The following is a 17,432-nucleotide window of genomic DNA, read 5'->3' on the forward strand; positions in this document are numbered from 1 at the left end:
CGAACAGAAATACTCAAACGGCATACCAAGCTGCATGCTGTATGCAGAAAGATGAAGCAATTTGCATCCACTCGTTTTCATCTTCGTTCTCGTCCCATTCGGCGCAATGTGGCTATTTTTGTTCGGGTCGCTGATTTATGCGGTCGTCCTGATCCAGTCACAGAGAAGGGGCGGCCGTTGGATCGCTTTCATTGTCCTTGTGCTCATGCTGATCATCGTCTTCAGACCTGAGTGGGATGACGTTCTCCGAGGCATTCGCTCGTATCAAATTGCATCATTGCAAACCGACAGTCCTACGTCGGCCCCACCCTATCATCTGACGGTATTCGATGCTCCGTCGGATGAGTCGGCCCTACTTGCGCTTGCGGAATCGGGGCTGTTCGACGTCACAATCTCAGCCCAGATGAACCCAACGAGATTCAGCCAAAAGATCGTGGTCGAAGAGTCGGACAAATGCATGACGCGCCGCACAAGCTTTGTCCAGTTTACGCAACCGGTTTTAAGCGTTGTGGCCGCCTCATCTCTGCGTCTGGCGCGCTCCCGCCCGAGCATCTGGTCTTGTGGGCTGATCCAGCTCCGCTTTTGCAACGATCGCGATGGGCTGATCGGCAAAGAGCCCTCCAACTGTCCGAGCAAACGCAATTCGGCACGCGCTTGCTCGCCTATTGCGAAACGAATTCGCCTCTGCGGCGAACACTCTTTGACCGTCTAGTGATCGCGTTTCGCCGTACGATGAGCGATTGCCGGAATCCGGCAACTCAAGATATCTACCGTATCCCTCATCCAGACCTCGTCACCTTTGTTTTGAAAGGCGTGGGGATCAAGCCCGCCGATATCGCAATAGGCAAGTAACTCGTTGCTCACCGATGCTCTGACGACAGAAGCCTCCGTGCGTCAGCTGGGAAACTCCAGCCCCATCTCGCGGTAGCGCTCGGGGTCGTCGCCCCAGTTCTCGCGCACCTTCACGAACAGGAACAGATGCACTTTCTGCTCCAATATGCCTGAAATTTCCATCCGCGCGGCCTGCCCGATGGCGCGGATGGTCTCGCCCTTGTGGCCGAGCACGATCTTTTTCTGGCTGTCGCGCTCGACAAAGATGGTCTGGTCGATGCGCACCGAGCCATCCGGTTTCTCTTCCCATTTCTCGGTCTCGATATGCGAGGAATAGGGCAGCTCCTGATGCAGCCGGAGATAAAGCTTCTCGCGGGTGATCTCGGCCGCCAGCTGGCGCATCGGCAGGTCCGAGATCTGGTCTTCCGGATAGTACCACGGGCCGGCCGGCAGTGCCTGCGCCAGATAATCGAGCAGGTCCTTGCAGCCGGAGCCGGTCAACGCCGAGATCATGAAGGTGCGCTGGAACGGCACTTTCTCGTTCGCCGCCGCGGACAGAGCCAGCAACGCTTCCGGCTTGACGCGGTCGACCTTGTTGAGGATCAGCGCCATCGGCTGGCGCACATCCTTCAGCCGTTCGAGGATGGCATCGGCGTCGCCCCTGATGCCGCGTTCGGCGTCGATCAGCAGCAAAACGATATCGGCGTCCTTGGCGCCACCCCAGGCGGTGGTCACCATTGCCGTGTCCAGCCGCCGCTTGGGCTTGAAGATGCCCGGTGTGTCGACAAAGACGATCTGCGCGTTGTCGTGGGTGGCGATGCCGCGCACGATGGCGCGTGTCGTCTGCACCTTATGGGTGACGATCGAGACCTTGGCGCCGACCAGTTGGTTGACCAGCGTCGATTTGCCGGCATTGGGCGCGCCGATCAGCGCGACGAAGCCGGAATGCGTGACAGGAGCCGCTGCGGTGTCTTCGACGGTCATGCCGCACTCCCTTCATGAACCCAGACGCCCTCGCGAACCAGAAGGGCAGCAGCGGCGGCCTGTTCGGCCTCGCGCTTGGAGCGGCCGCTGCCGGTCGCCGGCTGAAACGCGCCGACCTTGACGGTGACGGTAAACAGCGGATCGTGATCGGGGCCTTCCCGGCCGTCGATCTGATAGGCTGGAACAGCACTCGCCGCCTGATGCGCCCATTCCTGCAATTCGGTCTTGGCGTCGCGGCGCGCGGCACCCGATGCGAGCGAACGCGGCTGCCAGTATTTGTGGATGAACGCGCGGGCTGCTTCCAAGCCACCGTCGAGATAAAGCACTGCGATCAGCGATTCCAATGCGTCGGCGCGCAGGTTGACGCGCTTGCGGCCATCGAGCCCGCGCACGTCCGACCCGGCACGGATCAGGTCCGGCAGCCCGATATGCTCGGCGATGTCAGACAGCGCCTCGGCATTGACCAACGCATTGAGCCGCAGCGACAACTCCCCTTCCGCGGCATCGGGAAAGGCAGCCAACAGCATATCGGCGACAACAAGGCCAAGAACCCGGTCGCCGAGAAACTCGAACCGCTCATAATCGGCGCCCGCATTGGCGCCCCGCGCGCTGGCATGGGTAAGCGCTCGCTGCAGGCGCTGGCGGTCGGCAAAGGCATGACCCGTGAGTTCCGCAAGCGCTTCGGCGAGCGCATCGGCGGTCAACCTTTTTGGTGCCGCCATGACCCTAGTTGACGAAATGGAAGAGGCGCGAAGCGCGCATCAGCGACGGCCATTTCCAGATTTCGAGCGGGCTTGCCTTGCCGGCGATCGAGAAGAAGACAAGGTTGGCGCGGCCGACAAGGTTCTCGGCCGGAACATAGCCGACGGTGAAGCGGCTGTCGGCGGAATTGTCCCTGTTGTCGCCCATCATGAAATAGTGGCCGGGGGGCACGTCGAATTCGCGCGTGTTGTCGCCGATCGAGTTCGGCGACAGGTCGAGTGTATCATAGCTGACGCCATCGGGCAGCGTCTCGCGATAGACATCGATCGGATAATCCTTTTCCGTGATGTCGGGATTGTCGATCTGGCCGGTCTTGACGCGCGGCACGCCGACGCCGTTGATGAAGACCTGGCCATCCTTCATCTGGATCTTGTCGCCGGGCAGGCCAATGACGCGCTTGATGTAGTCGACGGACGGATCCGGCGGAAACTTGAACACCACCACGTCGCCACGCTTTGGCTCGGAGCCCCAGATGCGGCCCGAGAAAATGTCCGGTCCAAAAGGCAGCGAATAGCGTGAATAGCCGTAGGACCATTTGGTGACGAACAGATAGTCGCCTTCCAAAAGCGTCGGCCGCATCGAGCCCGACGGGATCGAGAACGGCTGGAACAGCAGCGTGCGAATGACCAGGGCGAGCAAAAGCGCCTGGACGATGACGCTGACGGTTTCGCCAAGCCCGCCGGATTTCTTCTGGGATTTTTCAGCCACGCTCATGTCGTCCTCGATTGTGCGTTGGATGGTATAGAGTCTCGGCGCGCGCTGGGCAACGTCAATGCCGGTCGTCAGATGCAATCAATGTGGCGCTTCTTCGACCGGTAACGCTTCTATGATCACAAAGGCTTGAGCGAGCGGGAAATCATCCGTGATGGTGAGGTGAATCGCTGCCCGATGACCTCGAGGCAGGATCTTCTCCAGCCGCGCCAGCGCTCCGCCGGTCAGCGCCACCGTCGGCGCACCGCTGGGCAGGTTGACGACACCCATGTCGCGCCAGAAGACCCCCTGCGCCAGACCGGTGCCCAATGCCTTGGCGCAAGCCTCCTTGGCGGCAAAGCGCTTGGCGTAGGAAGCCGCGCGGGCGCGCCGGTTCTCCGAACGCGCCTGCTCCACCTCGGTATAGATCCTCTGGATGAAGCGCTGGCCGTGACGCTCAAGCGATTTCTCAATGCGTGTGATGTCGATCAGGTCGCTGCCGATGCCGATGATCATTGGGTGGCGGAACCGACGCTTCCGCCGGGATGAGGCGAATGCTCATGGCGTCTCGCGCGCTCGGCCAGCCGCTTGCGCCTCTGTTCGCGAAAGACATTCATGCCCCAGCGCGTGACGCCGTAGAACACCAGGCCGAACCCCAGCCCGAGCGGCACGGCGCCGATCAACATCGGCTCCAGGACTGGATGCCATAGTTTGGCGAAGGAAAGCGTGTGCATCATCTCGCCCAGATGCGCGGGCGGGCCATGCGACGGAAGGCGATCGTGCAGGATGAGCTTGCCGGTTTCCCAGGATGCGCCCCACAAGAGCGGAAAGGTCAGCGGATTGCCGAAAAACACGGCTCCGAGAGCCGCTGCCACCAGATTGCCGGCGATCACCCAACACAGAACGGCGGCAATGATGAAGTGGAAACCGACGGGGAAGAACGAAGCAAAGACACCCGCGGCGACGCCTGCCGCCACAGCGTGCGGGGTGGCCTTCAGCCGCAGAATGCGCTTGGAGAAATATTGAAGCGAGCGCGAAAACGAACGGCGCGGCCACAGATAGATGCGCACCCGCTCGAAAAGACCATCAGGTTTGCGGCGACGAAAAAGCACTCTCTTCCTATTCCCGACAATTCACAGCTTACACGCCCGCTGTTTCCAGCCGGGCTTCGACCACCATATCTTGCGCTTTACGGTCGCCAGAAGGCAATCGCGACTTTGATATAGCCATCCGCAACCTCCACAACAACCGAGGTCCACCTGCACAGCGGCCATAATTTTTGGTAAGGTTCGTTTCTCCACACCGGACAATCACGGCGAATTTGAGAAGTGGTTTCGGCTAATTGTCGCAGCCAAATAATCGATATCTACCGCAGGTACTGGCTGACTTCGACAAGGTTGCCATCCGGGTCTCGGAAATAGACCGACGTGATTGGCTTCGAGGCCGGCAAGGAATTCATCGAGCGGCCGGTCGGTGATCAGGCAGAAGTCACCGGATCCTGGCGTCGGCGACTTCGCCTTCGGCTCGAAGGTGCGGCTGATCAGGTCGCCTCGAGCGACGCCACCGTCAGCACGAAATGATCGATGCCGACGATCAATGCGACCTCCTCGTCAGATGTTGCGGCTGCCGGGCTTGACGGCCGGGATGGCGGCAAGCTCCGGCGGCAACCTGTCCGGCGGGTAGGCTGGAACCTCATATTCGGCAAGCGCGATCAGCGGCACGCCGACATGGGTCTTGCCGGCCGAACGGTCGATGATGCAGGCGGCCGCGACCACCTCCGCGCCAAGGTCGCGCAGGCAATCGATGGTTTCGCGGATCGACAATCCGGTGGTGACGATGTCCTCTACGATGACGACGCGGGCGCCTCGGTCGATCTCGAAGCGCCGCAAGCGGAACTCGCCCCCTTCCCGCTCCACCCAGATCGCCGGCACGCCAAGGTGGCGCGAGGTTTCGTAGGCAGGGATCAGCCCGCCGATCGCCGGCCCGACGACATAGTCGATCTTGCCTGGCACCGCGGCGCGGATCTTCTGCGCCAGCGCCTTGCACAGCCGCTCGGTCTTGTCGGCATGCATGAACACCCGTGCCTTCTGCAGGAAGATTGGACTGCGCAGGCCCGACGTCAGGATGAAATGCCCCTCCAGAACAGCGCCAGCCTCGCGGAATATGCCCAGCACTTCGTCGGTGTTCATCTCGTCCCCCATGGTCGGCTATCGCTAGCCATTGACGCGCCGCGCATCGCTGACGCTCGAATTGTCCTTGAGCTGCGACAGCAGCCGGTTGAGATGCTTCAGGTCCCATACTTCGAGATCGATAAGCATTTCGGTGAAATCGGGCGCGGTGCGCACCATCGACAGCGTATGGATGTTGGCGTCGTTGGAGGCAACGACCTGGGCTATATCGGCAAGCGAGCCCGGCGCGTTGATGGCGGTGACCGAGACCCGCGCGGGAAACCGTTCCTTGGTGCGTTCGTCGATGTCCCAACGCACGTCGATCCAGCGCTCCGGCTGGTCGTCGAAAGCCTGCAGCGCCGGCGACTGGATCGGATAGATAGTGATGCCGGTACCCGGCTGGACGATGCCGACGATACGGTCGCCAGGCACGGCCCCTTCCGGCGCGAAGCGCACCGGCAGGTCGCCGCGCACGCCGCGGATCGGCACGGCGCCGGCGCCTGGCTGGTCCTTGTCCTTGCGCGCGGCCCGGCCCGGAATCTGGAACAGCATGCCGGCGGCGTTGCGGATCTTCGACCAGCCCTCCTCGCGCTGCTTGGGAGCCGCGGGGGTGACGCGCTCGTCCTTGTAGTCGGGGAAGACCGCCTTCATGACATCGGTGGAAGCCAGTTCGCCACGACCGACGGAGGCCAGTACATCCTCGATGTCCTTGCGCGCCAACCGGTGTAGGACGGGCTTCAGGCTTTCCTTGGTGAAGGTCTTGCCGGCTCGTTCGAAGGCACGCTCCAGGATACGCGCGCCAAGGCCGGAATACTGCTTGCGGATCGCATTCTTGGTGGCGCGGCGGATGGCGGCGCGCGCCTTGCCGGTGACGACGACCGATTCCCACGCCGCTGGCGGCACCTGCGCCTTGGAGCGGATGATCTCGACCTCGTCGCCATTCTTCAGTTCCGTCATCAGCGGCATGATGCGGCCATTGACCTTGGCGCCGACGCAGGTGTCGCCGACATCGGTGTGGACGGCATAGGCGAAATCGATCGGCGTGGCGCCGCGCGGCAGGGCAATCAGCATGCCCTTCGGCGTGAAGCAGAACACCTGGTCCTGGAACAGCTCCAGCTTGGTGTTCTCGAGGAAATCTTCCGGGTTGTCGCCTTCGGCCAGCTGCTCGATGGTGCGCCGCAGCCAGGCATAGGCATTGGTCTCCTTCGAGATCGCGTGCACGGCTCCATTCGTCTTGCCGCCAGTGTCCTTGTAGATCGAATGGGCGGCGACACCGTATTCGGCGATCTTGTTCATCTCGCGGGTGCGGATCTGCAGCTCGACGCGCTGGCGCGAAGGGCCGACGATGGTGGTGTGGATCGAACGGTAGTCGTTCTGTTTCGGCGTCGAGATGTAATCCTTGAAACGGCCGGGCACCATCGACCAGGTGGTGTGGATTGCACCCAGCGCGCGATAGCAGTCCTCGACACTGTCGACGACGACGCGAAAGCCGAAAATGTCGGACAATTGCTCGAAGGACAGCGCCTTGGCCTCCATCTTGCGGAATACCGACCACGGCTTCTTCTGGCGGCTCTTCACACCGGCCTTGATGGCGTGTTTCTCGAACAGGCCCGAAAGAGCCTTCTCGATCTCGGACAACACATCCTTATTGCGCTCGAAGATTTCGGCGAGCCGAGCGGTAACGGCGCGATGGGCTTCCGGATTGATGAAGCGGAAGGCGATCTCCTCCAGTTCCTCGCGCATGCCCTGCATGCCCATGCGCCCGGCCAGCGGCGCGTAGATGTCCATCGTCTCCTCGGCGATGCGCAGGCGCTTGGCCTCCGGCATATGGTCGAGGGTGCGCATGTTGTGCAGGCGGTCGGCGAGCTTGACCAGGAGCACGCGGACATCTTCCGAGATCGCGAGCAGAAGCTTGCGCAGGTTTTCCGCCTGCTCCGCCTTCTTCGATACGAGATCGAGCTTCTTAAGCTTGGTCAGCCCTTCGACCAGCTTGCCCATTTCGGGTCCGAACAGCTCATCGATCTCGGCCCTGGTCGCCGTGGTGTCCTCGATGGTGTCATGCAGCAGGGCGACGGCGATCGTCGCCTCATCCATATGCATTTCGGTAAGGATGGCGGCAACTTCGAGCGGATGCGAGAAATAGGGATCGCCGGAAGCGCGCTTCTGGTGGCCATGCTTCTGCATGGCGTAGACATAGGCCTTGTTGAGCAATGCCTCGTTGACGTCAGGCTTGTAGCGCTGGACGCGCTCGACAAGCTCATACTGACGCATCATGGGCGGAATCTCTCGGCGATGAAATGAATCATGCGCCGCACTACCGTACGGCGCATGTCATAGATAGCCACGAAACCGCCGGGACGGAAGTGCCGGAAGAGTGTTCCAGCCAATTCCAAAGGGCTTTTCAGAATTCGCTCAGCCGAGTCGGATAGCGTAATTTTCGAGAGGCACCGGAAGCGCAGAAAACTGCGCTAGGCGACCGGCTGAGTAGAACCATCAAAAGCTCTTAGTAGTCGTCGCTCTTTTCCGGGGGAACCAGGCCCTCGATGCCGGCCAGCAGGTCTTCCTCGGTCATGCGATCGAAGGTGATGTTGTCCTCGGCGTCGTCGGTGTCGGCGGCGGCAACGGCACCGCCAGTCTGGTCGGCGATCACTTCGCCATCGGCTTCGGGCTCGTCGACCTCGACATGCTTCTGCAGCGAATGGATCAGATCTTCCTTGAGGTCGTCGGGCGACAGCGTCTCGTCGGCAATCTCGCGCAGCGCGATGACCGGGTTCTTGTCGTTGTCGCGCGGCACGGTGATCTGCGCGCCCTGGCTGATCTGACGGGCACGGTGGCCGGCCAGAAGCACCAGCTCGAAGCGGTTGTCGACCTTGTCGATGCAATCTTCAACGGTTACGCGGGCCATGGATTGCCCCTTTCATGCCTGGATGTAATGGAAAACAGGCGCGGTCCATAACCCGAACGGCGCCAAAATACAAGCATCATGGCAATGCGGGCCCACAGGGCAGTCCGTGTCCACGGTTCGGCGCCACGATCACAATTGCTTGCAGTGCGCCACGTGCCCTTGGATTGCCACCAAACTGGCGTTATCTCGGTTGGTCGAAGGTCAGCCGGTTTATTATGAGCCTGACCGCCAGTCGCTACCGCATTTCGTTTAGACGGCCGTTTATTTCGAAAAGGACTATTTCCATGTTCGATCCCCGTGAAAAAATCGCCCTGTTCATCGACGGAGCCAATCTCTACGCCACCTCGCGCGCGCTCGGGTTCGACATCGACTATCGCAAGCTTTTGGCGAGCTTCCACAAGCGTGGTTACCTGCTGCGCGCCTATTATTACACCGCGCTGGTCGAGGACCAGGAATACTCCTCGATCCGGCCGCTGATCGACTGGCTCGACTATAACGGCTTCAAGGTGGTGACCAAGCCGGCCAAGGAATTCACCGACTCGACCGGCCGCCGCAAGATCAAGGGCAATATGGACATCGAGCTGACCGTCGATGCGCTGGAACTCGCTGACGTCGTCGACCACTATGTCATATTCTCCGGAGACGGCGATTTCCGCACGCTGGTCGAGGCGCTGCAACGGCGTGGCCGCAAGGTGTCGATCGTCTCGACCATGGCCTCGCAGCCGCCGATGATCTCGGATGACCTGCGCCGCCAGGCCGACCATTTCATCGACCTCGCGACACTGAAGAACGAAGTCGGCCGCGATCCCTCCGAGCGGCCCGTACGGCGGCCCGAACCGGCTGAAGTCGACGAGGACGACTACTGAGGCCGGTCGACTTGACCGCCCTCTCCGCTTCCGAACCCAGCCGCGACTGCCCACTCTGCCCGCGGTTGCATGACTTCATCGCCGAATGGCGGCAGCGCGAGCCGTCCTGGTTCAACGCGCCGGTGCCGACCTTCCTGCCACCGGGCGGCGAAGATACCGTCCAGCTTCTGATCGTCGGTCTGGCGCCCGGCCTGCGCGGGGCCAACCGCACCGGGCGCCCGTTCACCGGCGACTATGCCGGCGACCTGCTCTATTCGACGCTGATTGCCCACGGTTTTGCACGAGGCGAATTCAAGGCACGGCCCGATGACGGGCTGGAGCTCGTCGGCACGGCGGTCACCAACGCGGTGCGCTGCGTGCCGCCGGAGAACAAGCCGGTGGGTGCCGAGATCGCCACCTGCCGGACATTTTTGGTGCCGACAATCGCTCGCTTTCCCAACCTGCGCGCCGTGCTGGCGCTGGGATCGATCGCGCACCAGTCGACGGTGCGGGCACTGGGCGAGCGCGTCGCCACCTATCCGTTCAAACATGGCGGGCAAGTGCCGGCCGGCGGCATTACGCTGTTTTCGAGCTATCATTGCTCGCGCTACAACACCAATACCGGTGTGTTGACCGAAGACATGTTCGTCAAGGTGTTCAGCGAGATCGCGGCATTTCTGAAGAATTGAGGTCTCCGATGCCTGCTCACACCGGCAGCAGGGCATCCGGTTTCACGTCGCCGATGGACGCATAGGTATGTGTTTCCTTCACTCCCGGCAGCGGCAGGATGACGCGTTTGAGAAAGTCCTGATAGTCGGCCATCTCGGCAATGCGCGCCTTCACAAGATAGTCGAAGCCGCCGACGACCATGTGGCATTCCAGAACCTCGGGCGCCTTTGCGACCGCCTCGGCGAAGCGGTCAAAGATATGCGGGGCCGTGTGATCGAGCCGTACCTCGATGAAGACAAGCATGCCGCGGCCAATCTTTGCCGGATTGAGCACCGCCCTGATGGCGGTGATGAAGCCGTCGCGAAACAGGCGCTTCACGCGCTGACTGGCGCCGGTCGGCGACAGGCCGACCCGCGTTGCCAGATCGAGCGTCGTGCGGCGTCCGTCTTCCTGCAGCAGCCGCAGAAGAGTACGGTCGACGGCGTCCAGGTCGCCTGATTCAGGATTCACGTTCAAGCCACCTCATTTGCGTGAATTACACTTCAGATCGCGAAAACCAGAGTATTTTGTCGCAGCCATTTCGGCAATAGGCTGCGCTTCATCGCAGAGCCGGAGCTGTCTCCGCCTGGCGACATGAATATGGCGGCAGAACTGACATGGCGGACGGACGAGACACGGGAAACACAAGACCGGCGGTGATCGCCGGCCTCGCCATGATCGCCATCTATGCCGCGCAGTTCGTGGCCGCCCGCTTCAGCCTCAGGGAGCATCTGACGGCCACCGACATGGCCGGCTTGCGCTTTGCCGGTGCCGGCGCGGTGTTCCTGCCGATCGTCTGGAGGCGCGGCCTGGCGACCATGACGGCGCTGGGCTGGCGGCGTGGATCGACATTGGCGGCGCTGGCCGGATTGCCCTATCCGCTGATCATCAACTGGGGCTTGACCCATGCTCCCGCCGCCCATGCCGCGGCGCTCTGCCCCGCGTCGATCGTCTTCTTCTCGTTCCTGTTGTCGCTGTTCAGGGAAAGTGCGTCGCGCCGGCGGATCATTGGCGTCGTCACGATCATCGCCGGCTTGTTGCTGTTCATAGCGCCGGCGCGCACCGGTGCCAATAATGTCCTGTTCGGGGATCTGCTGTTTATCGGATCGGGTGCGATGTTTTCCGCCTATGCGGCTCTTGTGCAGCGATGGCGCGTCGAACCGGTCACGGCGACCGCGAGCGTCGTGCTTTTGTCCTGCCTGCCGCTGCCACTTCTCTACCTCTTTGCACCAAGCGGCCTTCATGCGGCCGCAGGCGCCGAGATCGTCAGCCAGATCGTCATTCAAGGTTTTCTCGCGGGCGCTGCCGCAATGTTCCTCTACACTTACATTGTCGACCGATTGGGCTCGCAGGCGGCATCGCTGTTCCTGCCGGGTGTGCCGATCGCCACCGTGATGGTCGGCATGATCGTGCTTGGCGAGACCCCGCTGGCGATCCAATGCGTGGCCATCGCCATCATGGCCGCCGGGATGGGTTATTCGGCGATGGGTCGACGCATCACCAGGGAAAATCTGGCTGTCCCGACATCAGCTGGATCGTGAATGGTTCAGCAGCATGGCAAAGGCTTTTGAAGAAACGGACCGACATCGGATCGGGGCTGTTCATCAAGGTTTGGAGGCAAGCAGCGCCGCCAGCTTCTCCGGCCCGCCCTGCAAGACGTTCAGGTCGACATCCCCCTCGATGCCGTCCACGCGCCCCCGGTTGTGGTACTGCCAGTAGATCCAGTCACGGCGGTCCGGCTCCTTGAGCAGTGAGCGCAGCCAGAGTGGGCGAGCGGCGATTTGCCCGGCATAGGCCGCCTCGGCTTCATCCGTCAGATAGACGATCGCCGGCTTGCCGAACGCCGCCTCGACGGGTCCGAGGAAAGCCTCGAGTTCGGCGTTTAGTTGCTCGGGTGACGGGCGCTGCGGACAGTTGCCGCCGAACTCGATGTCGACGACCGGCGGCAGCAATGGCTGATCGTGCGGCACCACCGAGATAAAATTCCTGGCCTGGTCGGCGCCCGGCCGGCAGAAGGTGAAGAAATGATAGGCGCCGACGGCGAGCCCGGCGGCGCGGGCCTCGCGCAGATTGCCGGCGAAAGCATCGTCGACATGGTCGCCGCCTTCAGTCGCCTTGATGACGGCGAAAGCCACATCATCGGCGGCAACACGCCGCCAGTCGATCTTGCCCTGATGATGGGAGACGTCGATGCCCCGGACCGGATATCTGCCGCGGTCGGGGGAGTAGGTGTGGAAATAGACCACGGCGCCCACCACAACGACACACGCCAGGGTAAGACTGGCCAAGCCCCAGAGAACAATCCGCTTCTTCAAGACCATCCCCCTGCTGGACTTGCCGATTGTTCGATCTTGAAGCCCGACTGTTGGCTCTATCAGGCTGTCACCTGATCACCCACGTTCCTTGAGCAGCCGGCCCTTTTCGCGCGACCAGTCGCGCTGCTTCTCGGTCTCGCGCTTGTCATGCAGCTTCTTGCCGCGGCCAACGGCAAGCAGCAGCTTGGCGCGTCCTTGGTCGTTGAAATAGATTTTCAGCGGCACCAGCGTCATGCCTTCGCGGTCGACGCTCTGCGACAGTTTTGCCATCTCGCGCTTGTTGAGCAGCAGTTTGCGGCGCCGGCGCGGCTCGTGGTTGAAGCGATTGGCCTGCAGGTATTCCGGCAGATAGGAATTGATCAACCAGATCTCGCCGCCTTCGACCGAGGCATAGCTGTCCTGGATGTTGGCCTGGCCCTGGCGCAGCGATTTCACCTCGGTGCCGGTCAGCACCAAGCCGGTCTCGATCGTATCGAGCACCTCATAGGAAAACCGCGCCTTGCGGTTTTCCGCAACGGTCTTGTTGTTGGGGTCGGCTTTTCTGACTTGGTTCATAACGTCCAGAATCCGTTTCGAAACTCGCTCCTGCGAGTCAGATGATGGTGCTACTAGAGCGCCGCGCGTTTTTTAACGCGCAAAGGACGCTCTAGAAATCCGACTTTGCGCATGGCCCCGAAAGCGAAGTGCTTTCGGGGCCATGCGCGGAACCGGAGCGGAGCGTACATATAGTACGCGAGCACCGGAAGCGCAGGTGGCGCCTTCAGATGGCCGCAGGAGTAGAGTTTCCAAACGGGCTCGTTAATTAATCAAGCCGGCATGCTTCATGGCCGCATCGATCTTTTCGGCCGTGGACTGCTCGATGGTGACCAGCGGCGAACGCAGCACGTTCTCGACCTTGCCCAGCTTGGAGAGCGCGTATTTGGCGCCGGAGACGCCGGGCTCTATGAAGATGGCCTTGTGCAGCGGCAAGAGACGGTCCTGCAGCTCGAGCGCCTTGGCGCTGTCGCCGGAGAGCGTCGCTTCCTGGAATTCGGCGCACAGCCTTGGCGCGACGTTCGAGGTCACCGAAATACAGCCGACACCACCATGCGCGTTGAAGCCGAGCGCGGAGGCATCCTCGCCGGAAAGCTGGATGAAATCCTTGCCGCAGGTCATGCGCTGCTCGGACACGCGCTCGACCTTGCCGGTCGCATCCTTGACGCCGACGATGTTCTTGAAGTCGTGCGCCAGCCGGCCCATCGTTTCCGGCATCATGTCGATCACCGAGCGCGGCGGGATGTTGTAGATGATGATCGGCAGCTTGGTCGCCCTGGCGACAGCGGCGAAATGCTCGTAGAGGCCGCGCTGCGTCGGCTTGTTGTAGTAGGGCGTGACGACCAGGGCGGCATCGGCACCGGCCTTCTCGGCATATTGCACAAGCCCAACAGCTTCCTCGGTATTGTTGGAACCGGCGCCGGCAACTACCGGGGCGCGACCCTTGGCCACCTCGATGCAAACCTTGACGACATGGCGATGCTCGTCATGCGACAGCGTCGGCGACTCGCCGGTGGTGCCTACCGGGACGAGGCCCGTGGTGCCTTCGCCAAGCTGCCATTCGATGAACGCGCGAAAGGCTTTCTCGTCGAAACGCCCGCTCTTTTCGAACGGTGTCACGAGCGCGGTAAGCGAGCCTCTCAGCATGTCGTCCAACTCCTTGGGACTTCTTGGTTCATGCATGTCGTGGCCCCAAACCGGTATCCACTTTTGGGCGACATGCATCGGTGTTTTGTCGTGCGCGCCTTCTAACCGAAAGCGAAGCCGCGCACCATAGTCTCGACATTGTTGCGCGGCAAGCATTGCCATGGTGCCAGCAAACGTAATTCGAACGGCCTCGATAACCCTTTGTTTACGAGCCCTTCACGACCTAAGTTTAGGCTTCTAGGCTTCTTCGCCTGCTGGTAAAATGCTGGATTAAGGAGAGATACGAGATCATGCCGAGGGGTCGGCCCCATCTGTTCGCGCTTCTTGGCGCCATCGCCGCGCTGGTGCCCGGCGTGGCGATCAGCGGCAGCGTCGATGTGCGGGTCACCTCGGCCATTCCGATGCCTGGTGTAGAGGACAAGGCGCAACCGGCGCCCTCACCCGGCGTCACGCTCTTGAAAAGCGGTCTGGATGCGCTGGCGGCCGGCGATATTCCCGGCGCGCGCGGTGTGCGCGACGCGCTGCCCGCACAATCGCTCGACCAGCACATATTGGCCTGGGCGATCGCGCTCTACGGGGGCGACAAGGTGCCGAGCGGCGACATCGCAGCAGCCACGAAGATGCTGCCCAACTGGCCGGGCACCGTTGCATTGCGCAAGAACAGCGAGCGCGCACTCTATCGCGAGAATCCGGCGGCGGACATCGTCGTCAAGGCATTCGGCGGCAGCCAGCCGCAGACATTCGAAGGCGTGATGGTTCTCGCGCGCGCCTATGTGTCGTCCGGCAACGCCAAGGCGGCGCGATCGGTGCTGTCGCCGTTCTGGCGCACCGCGATCCTGGACGCCAAGGACGAGACGGCTCTGATAAAGGAGTTCGGCAGCCTCGTTCCCGCCGCCGATCACCGTTTTCGCATGGAGCGCATGTTCTATGCCGACCGGGTGAATTCCGCCTTGCGTGTCGCCGGCCTCGCCGGCGCCCAGCCGCTTGCCGACGTCTGGGCGGCGGCTGACAGAGGCGACAAGAACACGGCCAAACTGCTGAAGGCCGTGCCGGCGGCGCAGCGCTCGGCCGGCTATTTCTTCGCGCAGGCCGAATATCTGCGCAAGCAGAAGGATTTCGCGGGCGCCGCGGCTATTGTCATGAAAGCGCCGGCGGACCGTGAATCCCTGGTCGATCCGGATGCCTGGTGGGTCGAACGTCGGGTGCTGTCGCGCGAACTGGTCGACCAGGGCGACATGAAGACCGCCTACAAGATAGTCGCCACGCATGCCGCCGAAAGCGCGGCCAATGCGGCGGAAGCCGAATTCCACGCCGGCTGGTACGCGCTGCGCGGCCTGAACGATCCCAAGCTCGCGGCGACGCATTTCGCGCGCATCGCCGACCTTGCCCAAGGGCCGATGACCCTGTCGCGCGCCTATTACTGGCTCGGCCGCGCGGCGGAAGTCGGCGGCCCCGGCAATGCCAAGAACTATTTTGGACGTGCGGCGACCTACGGCACGACGTTTTACGGCCAGTTGGCCGCAGAACGCGTCGGCCGGCAGGCGCTCAACATCGTCTATCCCCAGCCGAGTGCCGCCGACCGGCAGAACTTTGCCGGCCGCGAGGCCGTCTCCGCCATCAAGCGCCTGCAGGAGGCAGGCTACGACCGTTATGCCGAAACGCTCTATCGCGACCTTGCCGGGCAGCTGACCAGCCCGGGTGAACTGGCGCTGCTCGCTGTCCTTGCCGAAAAGCAGGACAACCATTTCATGGCGCTGAAAATCGGCAAGATCGCCGGGGCGCGCGGCATCGATGTCGGCGCGCTGTCGCATCCGCTCGGCGTCATCCCCGATTCGGCCAATATTTCAGGTTCGGGCAAGGCGCTGGCCTATGCGATCGCCCGCCAGGAAAGCGAATTTAATATCGGCGCCGTTTCCAGTGCCGGCGCGCGTGGGCTGCTGCAGCTGATGCCGGGAACCGCCAAGCAATTGGCGAAGAAGGCCGGATTGCAGTTTTCGCAGACCAGGCTGACAACCGACGCCGGCTACAATGCAACGCTTGGTTCGGCGTTCCTCGGCGAACAGCTCGATCGCTTCAACGGCTCGTACGTATTGACCTTCGCGGGCTATAATGCCGGCCCGACCCGGGCCAGCCAGTGGGTGGCGAAATACGGTGACCCGCGCGGCAAGGACATCGATGCGGTTGTGGACTGGATCGAGCGGATTCCCTACACCGAAACAAGAAGTTACGTGCAGCGCGTGATGGAGAATTACGAGGTCTACAAGATGCGTATTTCCGGCAAGTACGACATCGTCGGCGATCTCGTGAACGGGCGCAGTTGAGGGCACTTTTCCTCCTCCATCGTGGGAGAAGGGAAGAGTGTTTGACGATCTCCACCCTCGCCTGTAGCAGTCGGTCACTTAAACAAGGACTGGCACTCAGATGGCGAGCGACGGCGGATTCTCCGACTTCTTCTATGCCGCGCCAGATGGGCTGAGACTTCATGCGCGCGTCTATGGCGAAGCGAATTCCGCGCATTGGCCGGTCGTCTGTCTGCCCGGCTTGACGCGTAACGCGCGGGATTTTCACGAGCTTGCGCTCCATCTCTCAACGCGATCCGCCCTTGCGCGCAAGGTCGTCGCCTTCGACTACCGCGGACGCGGGCAGTCGGCCTACGATCCCGATGTCGGCCACTATAATGTCGGCATCGAAGCCGGCGACGTCCTTGCCGGGCTGACGGCGCTCGGCATCGAACACGCGGCCTTCATCGGCACCTCGCGCGGCGGGCTGATCATCCATGTACTTGGCGCGATGCATCCGGCGGCGCTGAAAGCCATCGTGCTCAACGACATCGGGCCAGTGATCGAACCCGCGGGTCTCGCCCACATCCAGTCCTATCTCGAACGCACGCCAAAGCCGAAAACCCTCGCCGAGGCGGTGGATGCCCAGCGCAACGTTCATAGCCAGGATTTTCCGGCGCTTGCCGAGAGCGACTGGGAGCGAATGGTGCGTGCGATCTATCGCGAGACGAATCAAGGGCTGCAGCCCGATTTCGATTCGAAGCTGGTCGATACGGTTGCCAATCTCGACCTGTCACAGCCATTGCCGGATCTATGGCAGCAGTTCAATGCGTTGGCGACCATTCCACTGCTCGTCATACGCGGTGCCAATTCGAGGCTATTGTCGCCTGAAACGCTGGAGGAGATGCGAAAGCGTCATCCCAGCACCAGGACAATCACCGTTCCAGACCAGGGGCACGCCCCCTTCCTGGAGACCGGCAACCTGCCTACCGACATCGCCCTCTTTCTGGATCAAGCAGAGGCGCGGAAAAACCAGAGATAAGCCCAAGACCAACCGTCGGCCCACTTGGCTTTTGAGGTTATTCCGAGGCGCCTTCGGCGCCATCTTCTCCGCGTCGACGCCGCCCATTGTGAGCTAGCACGGCAGCGCGAAGCAGGATGGCGGAGAGGATGGGATTCGAACCCACGAGAAGCTTTTGACCTCTACTCCCTTAGCAGGGGAGCGCCTTCGACCACTCGGCCACCTCTCCGTTGAGCCGCTGGAT

Annotated in this window: 18 protein-coding genes, 1 tRNA gene and 1 pseudogene; 6 read left to right on the forward strand and 14 right to left on the reverse strand. The window is 62.0% G+C overall.

Going from position 1 to position 17,432, the window contains the following annotated elements; translation table 11 throughout:
• Nucleotides 1-61: 61 nt before the first annotated feature.
• Nucleotides 62-712, forward strand: coding sequence for a hypothetical protein (locus FJ970_RS24175; RefSeq protein ID WP_140759262.1), 651 nt, complete (start codon nucleotides 62-64; stop codon nucleotides 710-712).
• Nucleotides 713-894: 182 nt separating this feature from the next.
• Here the strand turns inward: FJ970_RS24175 and era are convergent, their stop codons facing one another.
• The 9 genes and pseudogenes from era to rpoZ form a co-directional block, all read right to left on the reverse strand.
• A complete protein-coding gene (gene era / locus FJ970_RS24180; RefSeq protein WP_140759260.1) occupies nucleotides 895-1,815 on the reverse strand; it encodes a GTPase Era in 921 nt (306 codons plus the stop codon).
• Entirely contained in the window at nucleotides 1,812-2,537 is a 726-nt protein-coding gene (gene rnc / locus FJ970_RS24185) for a ribonuclease III (RefSeq protein WP_140759258.1), read from the reverse strand. The genes era and rnc overlap by 4 nt, the downstream gene beginning before the upstream one ends.
• 4 nt (nucleotides 2,538-2,541) lie before the next feature.
• Nucleotides 2,542-3,291, reverse strand: coding sequence for a signal peptidase I (lepB, locus tag FJ970_RS24190; protein ID WP_027144187.1), 750 nt, complete (start codon nucleotides 3,289-3,291; stop codon nucleotides 2,542-2,544).
• Nucleotides 3,292-3,369: 78 nt separating this feature from the next.
• Nucleotides 3,370-3,783 carry a holo-ACP synthase gene (acpS, locus tag FJ970_RS24195; RefSeq protein WP_140759256.1) on the reverse strand — a complete coding sequence of 138 codons (414 nt, stop codon included), beginning with the start codon at nucleotides 3,781-3,783 and terminating at the stop codon, nucleotides 3,370-3,372.
• Nucleotides 3,780-4,379, reverse strand: coding sequence for a DUF2062 domain-containing protein (locus tag FJ970_RS24200; protein ID WP_140759254.1), 600 nt, complete (start codon nucleotides 4,377-4,379; stop codon nucleotides 3,780-3,782). Before FJ970_RS24200 ends, acpS begins: the two co-directional genes overlap by 4 nt.
• A gap of 254 nt (nucleotides 4,380-4,633) precedes the next feature.
• A pseudogene (locus FJ970_RS24205) lies at nucleotides 4,634-4,796 on the reverse strand (VOC family protein); the annotation flags it as partial.
• An 81-nt stretch (nucleotides 4,797-4,877) separates the two neighbouring features.
• Nucleotides 4,878-5,456, reverse strand: coding sequence for an orotate phosphoribosyltransferase (pyrE, locus tag FJ970_RS24210; RefSeq protein WP_140759252.1), 579 nt, complete (start codon nucleotides 5,454-5,456; stop codon nucleotides 4,878-4,880).
• A gap of 24 nt (nucleotides 5,457-5,480) precedes the next feature.
• The gene (locus FJ970_RS24215) at nucleotides 5,481-7,709 is read right to left on the reverse strand and encodes a RelA/SpoT family protein (RefSeq protein WP_140759250.1); all 2,229 of its coding nucleotides are present in this window, start codon (nucleotides 7,707-7,709) and stop codon (nucleotides 5,481-5,483) included.
• Nucleotides 7,710-7,938: 229 nt separating this feature from the next.
• Nucleotides 7,939-8,340 carry a DNA-directed RNA polymerase subunit omega gene (rpoZ, locus tag FJ970_RS24220; RefSeq protein WP_127871379.1) on the reverse strand — a complete coding sequence of 134 codons (402 nt, stop codon included), beginning with the start codon at nucleotides 8,338-8,340 and terminating at the stop codon, nucleotides 7,939-7,941.
• Nucleotides 8,341-8,624: 284 nt separating this feature from the next.
• Here rpoZ and FJ970_RS24225 point away from each other — a divergent pair, with 284 nt between their 5' ends.
• Together FJ970_RS24225 and FJ970_RS24230 are read left to right on the forward strand one after the other, a co-directional pair.
• Complete coding sequence (locus FJ970_RS24225; protein ID WP_027144193.1) at nucleotides 8,625-9,206, forward strand: NYN domain-containing protein; 582 nt, start codon at nucleotides 8,625-8,627, stop codon at nucleotides 9,204-9,206.
• 11 nt (nucleotides 9,207-9,217) lie between these two features.
• Complete coding sequence (locus FJ970_RS24230; RefSeq protein WP_140759248.1) at nucleotides 9,218-9,874, forward strand: uracil-DNA glycosylase; 657 nt, start codon at nucleotides 9,218-9,220, stop codon at nucleotides 9,872-9,874.
• A gap of 16 nt (nucleotides 9,875-9,890) precedes the next feature.
• On the opposite strand, the gene FJ970_RS24235 is transcribed toward FJ970_RS24230, so the two are convergent.
• The gene (locus tag FJ970_RS24235; protein ID WP_140759246.1) at nucleotides 9,891-10,364 is read right to left on the reverse strand and encodes an Lrp/AsnC family transcriptional regulator; all 474 of its coding nucleotides are present in this window, start codon (nucleotides 10,362-10,364) and stop codon (nucleotides 9,891-9,893) included.
• A gap of 146 nt (nucleotides 10,365-10,510) precedes the next feature.
• Between FJ970_RS24235 and FJ970_RS24240 the strand changes: the two genes are divergently transcribed.
• Nucleotides 10,511-11,434: a DMT family transporter gene (locus tag FJ970_RS24240; RefSeq protein ID WP_140759243.1), complete on the forward strand. Its 924-nt coding sequence runs from the start codon at nucleotides 10,511-10,513 to the stop codon at nucleotides 11,432-11,434.
• A gap of 63 nt (nucleotides 11,435-11,497) precedes the next feature.
• Here the strand turns inward: FJ970_RS24240 and FJ970_RS24245 are convergent, their stop codons facing one another.
• From FJ970_RS24245 to dapA, 3 genes are all read right to left on the reverse strand, one after another.
• Nucleotides 11,498-12,208, reverse strand: a complete 711-nt coding sequence (locus FJ970_RS24245) for a GH25 family lysozyme (protein ID WP_140759241.1) — start codon at nucleotides 12,206-12,208, stop codon at nucleotides 11,498-11,500.
• A 75-nt stretch (nucleotides 12,209-12,283) separates the two neighbouring features.
• Nucleotides 12,284-12,763, reverse strand: a complete 480-nt coding sequence (smpB, locus tag FJ970_RS24250) for an SsrA-binding protein SmpB (RefSeq protein WP_027144197.1) — start codon at nucleotides 12,761-12,763, stop codon at nucleotides 12,284-12,286.
• A 243-nt stretch (nucleotides 12,764-13,006) separates the two neighbouring features.
• Nucleotides 13,007-13,888: a 4-hydroxy-tetrahydrodipicolinate synthase gene (dapA, locus tag FJ970_RS24255; protein ID WP_140759348.1), complete on the reverse strand. Its 882-nt coding sequence runs from the start codon at nucleotides 13,886-13,888 to the stop codon at nucleotides 13,007-13,009.
• 290 nt (nucleotides 13,889-14,178) lie between these two features.
• Here dapA and FJ970_RS24260 point away from each other — a divergent pair, with 290 nt between their 5' ends.
• Together FJ970_RS24260 and FJ970_RS24265 are read left to right on the forward strand one after the other, a co-directional pair.
• Nucleotides 14,179-16,209 carry a lytic transglycosylase domain-containing protein gene (locus FJ970_RS24260; RefSeq protein ID WP_140759239.1) on the forward strand — a complete coding sequence of 677 codons (2,031 nt, stop codon included), beginning with the start codon at nucleotides 14,179-14,181 and terminating at the stop codon, nucleotides 16,207-16,209.
• A 100-nt stretch (nucleotides 16,210-16,309) separates the two neighbouring features.
• A complete protein-coding gene (locus FJ970_RS24265) occupies nucleotides 16,310-17,209 on the forward strand; it encodes an alpha/beta fold hydrolase (RefSeq protein WP_140759237.1) in 900 nt (299 codons plus the stop codon).
• Between the two features lie 117 nt (nucleotides 17,210-17,326).
• Here the strand turns inward: FJ970_RS24265 and FJ970_RS24270 are convergent.
• A tRNA-Ser gene (locus FJ970_RS24270) sits at nucleotides 17,327-17,417 on the reverse strand.
• Nucleotides 17,418-17,432: the final 15 nt, after the last annotated feature.

Source organism: Mesorhizobium sp. B2-1-8, assembly GCF_006442545.2.
Lineage (GTDB): Bacteria > Pseudomonadota > Alphaproteobacteria > Rhizobiales > Rhizobiaceae > Mesorhizobium.